Raw genomic sequence first — 13,719 nt, 5'->3', positions numbered from 1 at the left:
GCTCATTTTAAAAGATTTGGACGAATAATTTACCTCATATAAAAACTTGTGCTTTTATATGACAAGTAACTTTTAAGGGTTTGGTTTAATTTTATTTTCTTTTATGTGGCAAAAGGTCAATAATTTATTGTGAGAATTTTAAAATTTTTTAGAATATTGAAAATTATTAATAAATAAAGCTCATGATTATTAGTCATAATTCGTTAATAAAAGTATAATGATAAAATATTTATTTAAAAGTAGAGTTTGGGTTTTCAATAAAAAAATTAAAGTGATAATAAAATGAATATAATTAAATTAAAAAGCCAAAAGATGTTATAATTTTTATAAATAATTTTAATTGGGTGTGAAAAATGAAATTAGCGAAATTTAAAAAAATAATTTTATTATTGGTGTTTTGGCCATCAATTTTTTTAATATATCACTCTTTTCTTATAAATTTTGATACTAAAAAATATTGATATTCTTCAAATTTTAGTAATAAAATTGATATAAGAGAGCCTTTTGCAAAACAGTTAAGTAACTCGGCAAAAATTGATGATTTTGATAATCAATTCGAATTAAAACTACTATTAAACCCTAATTTCTTGAGTACTGAGTCTAAAGAAATAAGCAATTTTAATCTTGAATTTATTAAAAAAATAGAAAAATCAGGATTAAAATTCAAAGAAGTGAAGAGTAGTAAAATATTACCAATTGTATGGTTTTATTTTGATACCGAGAATGATAGAGAGTTTTTTGTAAAAAATTCAATAGAAAACTCATTCATTAGTCGTTACATCGTATATAAAAATGAAGGAAATAAAAAAACAAAGCCTTTAAGTTGGTTTCATTATAATGATCAATTTCTAAATGGTTACAACTATTATTTATCTAAATATTTACCTAAAAGTGGATTTGACAAGTTTAAAGAATCAATGTCAAAAAATATTAAGATTGTTAATTTTGAAGAACAGGCTAAAAAGGATAAATCAACTTATAAAACACCACAAACAAAAGTTGGTGCAATTGAAGTTGAGGATGAATTTAACTATAATTTTAAGAGTTATTTTAATGATAATAACATTCATATTAACGACTTGGGATCTACTAATAAGTGAATTAAACCAATTACAACGAAGTATGATGAAAACGAACCATATCATTCAACTTTAGTATCATTAATATTAGGTAGTAAACTAGGCATTGATACCAAGTCAACTTCCTATTTGTCTATATTTACTACTAACAGTCAGTGACAAAAAGCAATTGAATGAATGGTTGAAACCAATAATGTTAGGGTAATAAATCACAGTTATGGGGCCACAGGGAAAGATTTTTACGATTATAAAGAAGACGCCTTTTTTCTTGATTTTTTAGCAAGAAAATATGGTGTTATTAACGTTTTTGCAGCTGGTAACGGTGCAAGGGAATATTCTGATGAGAAATATGAAGACCACCCTTGAATAGATAAGAAAAGTTTATCTTTAAATTCTATAGTTGTTGGCGCACTCGATGATAATTCTGAGCCTTGAAAAATTGCGAAAAACAAAATTGCTGACTATTCAAATTATAAAACTGGCCAAGAATATTATGAATTGGCTAAACCTTTAGTCGTCGCTCCCGGACGGATTTATAATCCTGTTACTAATTTTAAGGATCGTTTTGTTAGAGGAACTAGTTTTGCTGCCCCTATTGTCACTGGTTTAATATCAACATTCCTAAGAGAAAAACCAAATTTAGATAATGATGACAATAGACTAATAGCATTAAAAGCGATTTTATCTGCTTCGGCAATTTCCCCAGATTATAGCGATTTAACTATAAAGCGAAGTGGTTATTTTGAAAAATATGGCTCAGGCACTCCCGATTTTAAAAATATGTTAAAAGCTAGTGAAAATACCTACTTTATTAGTGACCAAAAAAAATCAGACCAGGAAACAATTTTTACTAGCAAACCATTCTGAGTAAATTCAAACGACAAAATTAAGGCTTCTTTGTCTTGAATGTTTAATGCTGGTCTTTTAAAGAATAAAGTAGCTGCGCCTAACGAGAGCAGCTACGTAAGTTGATGATGATTTTTAACACCTTTTACTCCGGTTGGTTTACCAGTTGCAGGCGCCGCTGCTATTTTAGATGCAAAATCTAAGATGAACCAACATAAAAATGACTTTGACAAATGGTCTGAAACACATATTAATTCTGAACGTTTAAAGCTAGAAACTACTAAAAAAAATCAAAATGGCAATTTTGTTTCAGATTATGATTTGTATTTGCAAAAACTTGATTCAAATAATAATTGAGTTGATGTTTCTTGGTCAACAAGCTCTAAAAGCAATGATGAATTAATCAATTTCAAAGCAAAAAAATCAGGCTACTACCGGCTTTATGTCAAAAAATTTAAATCTGTAATTTTCGATAATTCTGTTGAAGATAAATTAGCACTTTCTTATTTGGTTAATAATGAAAAATAAACTAATTCTTAGTAAATTTTTGGGAACAACTCTTTTAATTCCGGCATTTTTTTTAACTTCCTGCGGAAATTTAATTCATTTTATTAATAAACAAATTTTTAACAAAGATGACGGAATTAACAATCCCCAAAATTACAATTCTCACTATTTTTTAAATTTACTAGCAAAGCATTATGAAGAATTTAATGCAAAAAACGGAACTTTTTCAGCCTTAAATCTGTTTTATAATCAACCCGAAAAGCAGCGAGACAAATTTTTATTCCTTGGCGAACAAAGTAGAATAACAATTGAAAACCTCGAACAATTTCAAAAAAATATTGTTGATAGAACTGAAGAAATTATAAAAAATAATCCTAATTTTACCAAAATGAATACTTCTGAACTCAAGTCAGAATTTGAGGACAAATTTCTAAAAGGAGAACTTCTTGAAAAAGTCTTAGAAAAAAATAATATTATAATACGCGAACGTGTCAGATATTCAAGACCAACTCGTGTTACCTACTATTATTTTGAAGAAAATGGTTCTTCAAACATTACAGCCACAAGATTTGTACCAGATTTTGTTATAGATTCGAAATTAATTGAACCCGCTGTAGTTTTTGATGATTCGCCTTTTTTTAATGTTATAGTCTACCCTAAAAATAAAACAATCATCTTTAGGGACATTGATGAAAAAATTTATGCTGGTGATAATGATAAAATTATAGATTATGAAAAGGAGAAAATATTAATTGAAACAGAAGCTAGAAAAATTCATAATAAACTCGCAAAAAAGTACAATTTGTCAAAAAACGAGATTAGCACTTCTTCCCCCTCTTTTATGTCTATTATTATCGATTTTAGCCAAGAAATTAATAATATTAAAACCTTAAAGCCAAAAATTCTTGATTTAATTACAGATAAAATTAATCCTTGATCTAACAGTTTTTTACCCAAAAAACACGCAATTATTAAAAATATTGACGAATTTAAAACAACAATTATTGACCGAATTTCAAAATTGGATCCTAAATTAAAACTTGACCAAAATGATTTAATTTCTGATTTTGAACAAAAATTTCTTGACGGCAAGAAACTTGATGAATTTCTAAAAAATAATAATATTTTTATTTACGAAACTTGGGAACGAATTGGTTATGAATCATTTTGAAGATGGGTTCCCCATAGTATACCGGATCCTAATAATTATCCAAAAAGGGTGGAATGAGAAAAATTACTTCTTAGAAAAACAGAAGATAATAATATTTTTTTGACAACAATTTTTGAAACGGATTTAACACTAAATTTTGTTAGAAGTCCTGAATCTAGTTTTGATAAAGTGGCTTTCCAAATTCTGGCTTTTCCTAAGGATAAGAATATTGTTTTTGATAAAAACCTTAGCCGACTTGAACTAATTGAGGATTTAAAAAACAATTATTTAGATAAGTATGAAGAAAAAGACAAAAAAATAGCAATAAAACACACATAAGTTTAAATTAGTAGAAAAAATCAGACAAATAGTTTTTTTCTATGACTTTGACTGCACCACTTTTGCTAATTTTTTCTCTCATGTTCATTTTAAAGGATTTGGATAAATAATTTACCTAATATAAAACTTGGGCTTTTATATGAAAAGTAACTTTTAAGGGTCTGGTTTAATTTTGTTTTCTTTTTTATGGCAAAAGGTCAATAATTTATTGTGGAATTTTAAAATTTTTTAGAATATTAAAAATTATTAATAAATAAGGGTCATGATTATTAGTAATAATTTGTTAATAAAGTATAATGATAAAATATTTATTTAAAAGTAGAAGTCGGGTTTTCAATAAAAAAATTAAAGTGATAATAAAATGAATATAATTAAATTAAAAACATAAAACATGTTATAATTTTTATAAATAATTTTAATTGGGGGCTTTATGCCAAAAAATTTAAATCTGTAACTTTTGATAATTCTGTTGAAGATAAATTAGCGCTTTCTTATTTGGTTAATAATGAAAAATAAACTAATTCTCACTAAATTTTTGGGAACAACCCTTTTAATTCCGGCATTTTTTTTAACTTCCTGCGGAAATTTAATTCATTTTATTAATAAAGAAATTTTTAACAAAGATGACGGAATTAACAATCCAAAAAATTATAATTCTCACTATTTTTTAAATTTACTAGCAAAGCATTATGAAGAATTTAATGCAAAAAACGGAACTTTTTCAGCCTTAAATCTGTTTTATAATCAACCCGAAAAGCAGCGAGACAAATTTTTATTCCTTGGCGAACAAAGTAGAATAACAATTGAAAACCTCGAACAATTTCAAAAAAATATTGTTGATAGAACTGAAGAAATTATAAAAAATAATCCTAATTTTGCCAAAATGAATACTTCTGAACTCAAGTCAGAATTTGAAGACAAATTTCTAAAAGGAGAACTTCTTGAAAAAGTCTTAGAAAAAAATAATATTATAATACGCGAACGTGTCAGATATTCAAGACCAACTCGTGTTACCTACTATTATTTTGAAAAAAATGGTTCTTCAAACATTATAGCAACAAGATTTGTACCAGATTTTGTTAAAGAAGGAGAATTAGTTCAACCCACTGTAGTTTTTGATGATTCGCCTTTTTTTAATGTTATAGTCTACCCTAAAAATAAAACAATCACCTTTAGGGATATTGATGAAAAAATTTATGCTGGTGATAATGATAAAATTATAGATTATGAAAAGAAGAAAATATTAATTGAAACAGAAGCTAGAAAAATTTATAATAAACTCGCAAAAAAGTACAATTTGTCAAAAAACGAGATTAGCGGTTTATCCCCCTCTTTTATGTTTAAAATTATCGATTTTAGCCAAGAAATTAATAATATTAAAACTTTAAAGCCAAAAATTCTTGATTTAATTACAAATAAAATTAATCCTTGATCTAACAGTTTTTTACCAAAAAAACATGCAATTATTAGAAATATTAACGAATTTAAAACAACAATTATCGACCGAATTTCAAAATTAGATCCTAAATTAAAAATTGACCAAAATGATCTAATTTCTGATTTTGAACAAAAATTTCTAAACGGCGAAAAACTTGATGAATTTCTGAAAAATAATAATATTTTTATTTACGAAACTTGGGAACGAATTGGTTATGAACGATTTTGGGGAACAGTCCTCCAGCCCATATCGCCCCCTACTAATTTTTCAAAAAGGGCTGAATGAGAAAAATTGGTTTTTAGAAAAACAGAAAATAATAATATTTTTTTGACAACAATTTTTGAGACGGATTTAACACTAAATTTTAATACAATTCCTGAATCTAGTTTTGAGAAAGTTGCCTTCCAAATCTTGGCTTTTCCTAAGAATAAAAGCATTGTTTTTGATAAAAACGTTAGTCGACTTGAACTAATGGAAGATTTAAAAAACAATTATTTAGATAAGTATGAAGAAAAATAAAAAGAAAACGCAAAAGAAAAAACCATATATAAGTTTAAATTAGTAGAAAAATCAGACAAATAATTTTTTGTTTATAGTTTGTGGTAAAAACTCATTAGCATTTTAAGCAACCATTTTATAGACTTCTTTTAGTTCTAAAAGTAAAAAACCTAAAAAGCATAAAGTTAAAATCTAAAATAATAAACTTGCTTTTGGGTCACAAAAGCAAGAAAAACGCCCCGTTTTTGTACCTAAATTAACACAATAATTTAGATATTTTTAAAAATTAACTATTCTAAAAAAATTTTTTTAATGAACTTTAATTATCTTAAAAAATTAATCTAGTGTAATTTTTTGTTTGCCAATATGCATTAAAAATCACTTTCGGCAACGAGGCAAATCTAGACCGCTTTTATTTATAAAATTTTTATTTTTGCATAAAATCAACAAGTTTTCTTCAATTTCTGAATCAATTAGCGAGGGTTTTAGTTCTAAATCTGTTATGAAATTTGGATATTGTTCAGAAATTATTTTGTATGCTTCAATAAAAAGGTCACTAATATTTAGAATTTCTCACCTTATCAAACCAATAATAGCTAATTTTACGGCTAAAATTTGATCGTCCATTTTTGGCAATAGGATACCTGGGGTGTCAAGAAAAAGAAATTTATCATAGCTAATTCATTGATTATTTCTCGTTATTCCCGGTTGGTTTCCTACTTTTAATTGTGATTTTGTGATTAAATTTATTAGCGTTGATTTTCCAGTGTTAGGTACTCCGACAACAAAACATTTTAGACTTGGCGAAAAAAATTTAGTTGAATTTTTTTCTTGTTTTATTTTAAAAATTTTATTTAAATATGATATAATTTCTAATCTAGCTGAATAATCTCGCAAATTTACAAAGAGAACAAAAAATTTTTTATCCGTAAAAAATTTTTTTATTTTAGTGAATTTATTTTTATCAGCTAGATCAATTTTTGTTACTATTACTAGTGTCATTTTTTGTTTTGCAATTTGCAAAAAATTCTCATTTAGACTAGAAATAGGGCATCTGCCATCCGCAACTAAAATAAAAAGATCTGCTATTCGCGCTTTATTTTCTATGTCATTTATGCTTTTTGCCATATGGCCTGGAAATCAATTTATTTTCATGCAATAAATTATAAATCTTTTTATTAAAAAAGTGGTATAATTGTAAATTGTGGTCACGTAGCTCAGTAGGATAGAGCACGAGCCTTCTAAGCTTGTGGTCAGAGGTTCGAATCCTCTCGTGATCGCCATTTTTTTTATTTTTAAAAATAAAAAAAATAAATAAAAAAATTTTGCTTTTTCAAAAAATAGTGTATAATTATTAATTGGAGAAGTAGCTCAGCTTGGTAGAGCGCTACGTTTGGGACGTAGTGGTCGCAGGTTCAAATCCTGTCTTCTTCACCATTTGGGGGGGTAGCTCATCTGGCTAGAGCGCCTGTTTTGCACGCAGGAGGTAGAGGGTTCGACTCCCTTCCTCTCCACCATTGGCTCTATAGCTCAGTTGGTTAGAGCGTCCGGTTCATACCCGGAAGGTCATGAGTTCGAATCTCCTTGGAGCCACCAATTTTCATCATATAATATATAACAAAATCGCCTGGATCTATAGCTCAGCGGTTAGAGCATCCGGCTCATAACCGGTTGGTCATTGGTTCGAATCCAGTTAGATCCACCAAAATGGGCAATTACCCAAGTGGCTGAAGGGACTAGTCTTGAAAACTGGCAGGGGTGTGAAAGCCCGCGGGGGTTCGAATCCCTCATTGCCCGCCATTTATTTTAAAAATTTCTTAACACAGCGGAGTAGAGCAGAGGTAGCTCGTTGGGCTCATAACCCAAAGGCCGTAGGTTCGATTCCTACCTCCGCAACCAAGGTCTAGTAGTAAAGTGGTTAATACGCCTCTCTGTCACGGAGGAGATCGCGGGTTCGATCCCCGTCTAGACCGCCATGGCTCCGTAGCTCAGTTGGTAGAGCAACGGTTTGAAGCACCGTGTGTCACTGGTTCGATTCCTGTCGGAGCCACCATACCTAATTGCAACCTCCAATAATTTATAAGTAGTTATAATAAAAATGTCGTAGATTACGGCATTTTTTAATTTTTAATTTTTTTTTAATATTTTTTAGTTAAAAAAAATATTTATCTTGTAAAATTTAGTATTTATTTTTATGTAGAGAGAAGGTATTAACAATTTTTTACCAACATCCGGATTTTTATCTTTCCCTTACTGTAAATTTACTAATTTTCCTTTTAATTATTTTAGCAGTTCCGGTTTTCATCGTATTTTTAATTGCAATTGTTAAACCGCGAATTAAACGAACGTCAAATATTTATCTCTATTCACTCAGCACCGGACTCTTGTTAATGGTTGCAACAGTCGGACTTATGCAAGAAGGATTTAATGGTGCTGAAAATTTCGCTCATAGCTATGGTGATCTAGAAAACTTATTTAAAATTCTAATAATTGGCGGTGGTTCAATTTTAGGTCTGACAAGCGTTTTTATTGCCCGTTGATTTTTTATTCGCATTTTTAAAAAAGATTTGCACTTGGATCACAAACAGCACGATCATAGCGATCATATTGTAAATTTTTCTGACATTGACAGTCCAAAATCTGCTTGACTTGCAATTTTACTTCTACTTTCGCACCGAACAATTGATGGATTTATACTAGGATCTGTCATTGCCAGGGTGACTGCAGGAGAAGAAGTTAATTGATATTTAATTGGAACTTTTGTCGCTCATATGTTAATTGAAATTTTAATTATTCATTATCGGCAAGTTCAATATGGTCAAAGTATTAAAAAGTCCGTAATTTACAACCTTATTACAACCCTAATTTTAATTCCAATTATCGTAATAGGTGCTTTTTTGAATAGATTTTTTATTCAAACTGGTTGACTAATTCCATTTTTCAATGTTTCTGGTGGAGCAATTTTGAGTTTTGTGGTAATAATCGAATTAGTTCCTGAATTTATTCACCTCAGGAATAATTCCTCGAAACAATGGCATATTTCGCTTATTCTTTTTGCAGCCGGAATTGTTTTTGCTTTAATTCTTTTAACTCTTCACCAACACTAGTTTTTGAATAGTGTAACTTAATTTAGCAAGTTTTTTGCAAATTTTTAGAAAATTTCGAGCCTTACAAAGCTCGTTTTTTTATTTTTTAAAGGAATTTTCTTGAATTATTAGGACCAAAATTTTAACTATTACAGTTTTAGTTTTATTATAAAAATGCTGTATTTTACGACACTTTTTTAGTTGAGTGCTGTTTTTTATCTAAGGTTTGAATTTCAACTTTTTGTACAGAATCTTTTTGACACCAAAACTAAATTTATTATTATCTAAATCAAAATAATTTTTTTAATTATGTTGGCATGCATAATTAAAAATTTTCAAAGTTTTTCAACCAAAAATTCAAAAAAAGGCTGAAATTATGGTATAATTTTAAAATTAGTATTGCTTTAAAAGGAAATATATGATTGAGGACAATAAAAACCATAAAGATAACGAAGAAATCAAAGAAATTGATTCTAGCTTAAATAGTGAAGATGACAAATCGGATGACTCAGATAAAATTTACGAAGTTAAACCAACAATTTTAGAAACAGTAACTGACAATATTGTTCCAATTAAAATCGAAGATGAGATGAAAGTTTCATTTCTTGATTATTCAATGTCAGTTATTGTCTCAAGAGCTCTGCCTGATGTTCGCGATGGACTAAAGCCTGTTCATAGACGAATTTTATACACAATGAGCGAACTTGGAATAACTTCAGGAACTAGTTATAAAAAATCAGCTAGAATTGTCGGTGATGTTCTTGGAAAATATCACCCACATGGTGATGCTTCTGTTTATGATTCAATGGTTCGAATGGCTCAACCTTTTTCACTACGCTACCCACTTATTGATGGACACGGTAATTTTGGTTCAATTGATGGCGATGAAGCTGCGGCAATGCGTTATACTGAGGCGCGACTGTCAAAAATTTCTAATAAAATGATTGAAGGTATTAAAAAAAATACTGTAAATTTCAGACCTAATTATGATGCAAGTGAAATGGAACCCGAAATTTTACCAGCACGATTTCCAAATTTATTAGTTTCAGGGGTTTCTGGGATTGCTGTTGGGATGACCACCAAAATTCCTCCGCACAACTTAGGTGAAATTATTGAAACTTTCATTACTTTTGCAAGAAATCCAAATATTGACATTAATGAATTAATCGAAACTCTTCCTGGTCCAGATTTTCCAACAGGTGCAATAATTTCGGGAAAAAAAGGCATAAATCAAGCATATTTAACCGGAAAAGGTACTTTTTGAATTAGATCAAAAGCAAAAATTGAACATTTAAATTCAAGTAGATCGCGAATTATTTTTTACGAAATTCCTTATGAAGTTAAAAAACCTTCTATTATCGAAAAGGTTGCTTTTTTAGTAAAAAATAAGAAAATTCTTGGAATTAAAGATATTCGTGATGAAAGTACTCGTCACGGAATTCGTGTTGTTTTTGATATTAAAAAAGGATTTAATCCTGAAGTTATTTTAAATAAACTTTATCACAGCACCGATTTACAAATTAGTTATTCAATAAATATGCTTGCGCTTGTAAAAGGTGTGCCAAAATTAATGAATTTAAAGGAAATTTTATCTCATTATCTTGAACACCAAAAAGAAATTAATCTTCGAGCGCTGAACTTTGACCTGGAAAAAGCTAGCGAAAGACTTAATATTTTAAGCGGTTTAAAAATTGCTATTGAAAATATTGATAATGTAATTGCTATAATAAAATCTTCAAGTTCAGACCAAATTGCTCAAGAAAGATTAGCTCAAACTTATAATTTAAATCCTGTCCAAACAAAAGCAATAATTGACATGCGTCTTGGTCGGCTAACTAGTTTGGCAATCGAAAAATTAATTAGCGACATTGAAAGTCTAAAAATCGAAATTGACGAAATTAAGTCAATAATTGAATCTCCTGAAAAACTAATTGAATTGATTATTACCCAACACAAAGCAACCGCTGAACAATTCAGTGATCCACGAAGATCTGAAATTATTACCGAAATTATACGACTTAATGAAGAAGATTTTATCCCTAATGAAAAAGTAATTATTTCTCTGACGCAAAATAACTATGTAAAAAGGTTAAATTTAGAAGAATATCGTCTACAAAATCGTGGTGGTTTTGGTGCTTCAGTTTCAAATTTATACAAAGATGACGAGCTAAAATCTGTTTGCATTACAAACACCCACAGCGATCTTTTAATTATTTCTTCACGGGCTAAAATTTTCAAACTTCGGGCTCACCAAATTCCTGATAGTTCAAAACAAGGAAAAGGTCTCCCTTTCTTAAATCTTGTACAAGTGCAAAAAGATGAAAATATTAGCGCTTTAATTCCTTGAGATCAACAATACAATGATCATTGACTTATCACAGTTTCTGCTTTTGGTTATATTAAAAAAACGGAACTTTCAGAGTTTAGTTATATTCCAAAAAATGGAAAAATAGCTCTAAAACTTGTTGAGGGAGATTATTTAAAATCAGCCTTTATTGTACCAGCAAGTTCTGAAATCAATATTATTTTAGCCTCATCCCAAGGACTTGTAAATCGTTGGCCAATTAAATTATTACGAAATACCGGTCGGGCTTCAATCGGAGTTAAAGGAATCGCTCTTGAAGAAGGACACAAAATAGTTGGCGCTTGTTACACTTTTGGTAATGATTTTGTCTTTAATTTAAGTAAACATGGTTACGGGAAAAAAACTCCTGTTGAAGAATATCGATTAACTGGGAGAGCAACTAAAGGACTAAAAGGTCTAGACGACGAAAAGGCCGGAGATCTTATTTTTGTCGGCACAATTGGTCCAGATCAGGAAGCAATAATTATCACTAAAAGAGGTTTTGCAATTAGAATTGATCTTGATAGCGTTCCAATAATTAGTCGTAGGACAAAAGGGGTAAAATTAATTAAACTCAAAGGTGAAGACGAAATAAGTTTTGTTACTTTAATTAAAAAAGAGACAAATTAATCTATCAATTTTAGACAAATCACCAACAAATTCACAGTTAAAGAAAATTTAAGTGCATTAAAATTACAAAATCTAAAAACTTTAAAATCCTAATTTTGCATTTTACAGTGTAATTTAGACGCTGATTTAAGGTGTTAAATTCATCCCTTTGACATAATTTTCACCATCAAACTGGCAAACCCAGGAAAAATAACTATCAACCCAAACCCAAAAACACTAAATTTTAAATCTGACCATCACGAAAAAAAATACAACTACTATTTAAACTCAATGCAAATAGAAAGCTCGTTTTTACTTACATTGAGCCTAAAAAAAATATATGAAGTTTTGAAAGAACAATAATTAAAAGCCATAAATTTGTAGATTTCTAAACGGTCAAATTTATGGCATTCCATCATATTTAAAAATATAATGGAAAATTCGCATTTTCTGATTTTTTTATGGCAAAAACATAATTAATCCCCTTAATTCAATATCAAAATTTATTAATACATTCTTAGTTAGGATTATTATAACATAATTTTATTTTAGACCAAGCATTTTTTTAAAATTTTTTTGCAAAAGGTTAATTTCAAAACTATAAAAATTAAGATTTTAGCCTCAAAAACCCGTATTTACTGGTATTTTTGCGTATTTGTATTCAATAAAAATGAATTTTTGCCATCAAACTATCAAACTCAGGAATAAAATACTGAAAAATCAACTAAAACAATACAATCAAAATCATAGATAAAATGCAATAATCTGAATTTTTTGAACTAATTTAGAGCATTTAGATAAATTCCTTAAAAAACAGTTATATTGAATCTTGTTTTTCAGACTTAATTAGATTAGCATCAAAAAATCGCTTTTTGATGCGGCGATATGTTCACTCAATAAATATACGTTTTTGGATATCAACGAATTCAAAAATGACAAAAATAACAACTGCCATTGATGAAATTTTTCAGAAAAATGTCGGGTTATCAAGAAGAAAATGATTAAGGAATGCAAAAATTGTTGACAAAAGAAAAATTCAAATTGTTAAAATATAAAAAAATAAAATTTTAAATAAGTAGTAGTAAAACTTTTTTCTATTAAAATTTTTTTCCTTTTTATTAAAAATTGAAGCAAAAACAAACGTATAGAATCAATAATAGTTTTGTACATCAGTTACAACCCAGTCAAATTCACTAATTTCCTTGCGGTTCCTTAACTTAATATAATAATATTTAACAAAACGTCTAGTAAATAAAACATGTTTAGGGGACGGAATTTTTTCTCTTAAATTACTAATTCTTGTTTCCCAAGGTTGATATTTTCAGCAAATTTTTCTTGATTTCTTCCTCTTTTTTTTACAATTTTCAGTGTCAACAAGAACGGAATTTACAAAAGATTCTAAATTAAAATTTTGCAAAAATTCAAAAGTTGTAGCTTTATTTTTCAAATCATATTTTCGGTATAAAAATTTCTTAAAAAAGTAAATAACAAGTTTTGCTCAAAAAGCATTTAAAAAAAATCCAAAAAATGCAATGAAAGAATATATCACAACATTCATAATATTCGGAAATCAAATATTATAGTCATAAAAAAAATTATCTTTATTTTCCAAGCTAAAAACAAAATTTTTGCCTAAAGAAAAAAAATGAACTCTATAAACAAAAATTAACACAAATAATAAAATAGTTAAAATAATTGAAAATAAATTAAGAATTAAATAGAAAAGTCACGAAATTAACTTGGTTTTATAGTAAAAAATCGGCTCAAAACTGTTGTATTCTACAAGTAAATCAAATAATTTATAATAGCTATTAGTACCAAAA

At 28.4% G+C, this 13,719-nt stretch carries 7 protein-coding genes and 9 tRNA genes; 14 read left to right on the top strand and 2 right to left on the bottom strand.

Annotated elements, in window-relative coordinates:
* Positions 1–353 precede the first annotated feature (353 nt).
* From PWA39_RS00530 to PWA39_RS00520, 3 genes are all read left to right on the top strand, one after another.
* Positions 354–2,453: a S8 family serine peptidase gene (locus PWA39_RS00530; protein ID WP_069099558.1), complete on the top strand. Its 2,100-nt coding sequence runs from the start codon at positions 354–356 to the stop codon at positions 2,451–2,453.
* Positions 2,443–3,921: a hypothetical protein gene (locus PWA39_RS00525; protein ID WP_274827460.1), complete on the top strand. Its 1,479-nt coding sequence runs from the start codon at positions 2,443–2,445 to the stop codon at positions 3,919–3,921. The genes PWA39_RS00530 and PWA39_RS00525 overlap by 11 nt, the downstream gene beginning before the upstream one ends.
* Before the next feature lie 505 nt (positions 3,922–4,426).
* Positions 4,427–5,878 carry a hypothetical protein gene (locus tag PWA39_RS00520; RefSeq protein WP_274827459.1) on the top strand — a complete coding sequence of 484 codons (1,452 nt, stop codon included), beginning with the start codon at positions 4,427–4,429 and terminating at the stop codon, positions 5,876–5,878.
* A gap of 315 nt (positions 5,879–6,193) precedes the next feature.
* On the opposite strand, the gene ylqF is transcribed toward PWA39_RS00520, so the two are convergent.
* On the bottom strand, positions 6,194–7,012 hold the full coding sequence (gene ylqF / locus PWA39_RS00515; protein ID WP_069099287.1) for a ribosome biogenesis GTPase YlqF: 819 nt from the start codon (positions 7,010–7,012) through the stop codon (positions 6,194–6,196).
* Between the two features lie 51 nt (positions 7,013–7,063).
* Between ylqF and PWA39_RS00510 the strand changes: the two genes are divergently transcribed.
* The 11 genes from PWA39_RS00510 to gyrA all read left to right on the top strand — a co-directional run bounded on the left by PWA39_RS00510 (position 7,064) and on the right by gyrA (position 11,917).
* Positions 7,064–7,140: transfer RNA gene (locus PWA39_RS00510), tRNA-Arg, on the top strand.
* 77 nt (positions 7,141–7,217) lie between these two features.
* Positions 7,218–7,294 (top strand) — tRNA-Pro (locus PWA39_RS00505).
* A 3-nt stretch (positions 7,295–7,297) separates the two neighbouring features.
* A tRNA-Ala gene (locus PWA39_RS00500) sits at positions 7,298–7,374 on the top strand.
* Positions 7,375–7,376: 2 nt separating this feature from the next.
* Positions 7,377–7,453: transfer RNA gene (locus tag PWA39_RS00495), tRNA-Met, on the top strand.
* 33 nt (positions 7,454–7,486) lie between these two features.
* Positions 7,487–7,562, top strand: a tRNA-Ile gene (locus PWA39_RS00490).
* A gap of 4 nt (positions 7,563–7,566) precedes the next feature.
* Positions 7,567–7,657 (top strand) — tRNA-Ser (locus PWA39_RS00485).
* Positions 7,658–7,681: 24 nt separating this feature from the next.
* Positions 7,682–7,756 (top strand) — tRNA-Met (locus PWA39_RS00480).
* Position 7,757: 1 nt separating this feature from the next.
* Positions 7,758–7,833, top strand: a tRNA-Asp gene (locus tag PWA39_RS00475).
* 1 nt (position 7,834) lies between these two features.
* Positions 7,835–7,910, top strand: a tRNA-Phe gene (locus PWA39_RS00470).
* 337 nt (positions 7,911–8,247) lie between these two features.
* Positions 8,248–8,964 (top strand): hypothetical protein, encoded by a 717-nt coding sequence (locus PWA39_RS00465; RefSeq protein WP_080684858.1) that lies wholly within the window; start codon positions 8,248–8,250, stop codon positions 8,962–8,964.
* 397 nt (positions 8,965–9,361) lie between these two features.
* Positions 9,362–11,917 (top strand): DNA gyrase subunit A, encoded by a 2,556-nt coding sequence (gene gyrA / locus PWA39_RS00460; protein ID WP_069099288.1) that lies wholly within the window; start codon positions 9,362–9,364, stop codon positions 11,915–11,917.
* A 796-nt stretch (positions 11,918–12,713) separates the two neighbouring features.
* Here gyrA and PWA39_RS00455 read toward each other — a convergent pair.
* Entirely contained in the window at positions 12,714–13,343 is a 630-nt protein-coding gene (locus PWA39_RS00455) for a hypothetical protein (RefSeq protein ID WP_274827458.1), read from the bottom strand.
* Positions 13,344–13,719 lie beyond the last annotated feature (376 nt).

This window comes from Mesomycoplasma ovipneumoniae ATCC 29419, from assembly GCF_028885435.1.
Taxonomy (GTDB): domain Bacteria; phylum Bacillota_I; class Bacilli_A; order Mycoplasmatales; family Metamycoplasmataceae; genus Mesomycoplasma; species Mesomycoplasma ovipneumoniae.
This window is presented reverse-complemented; position numbering and strand designations above follow the sequence as displayed.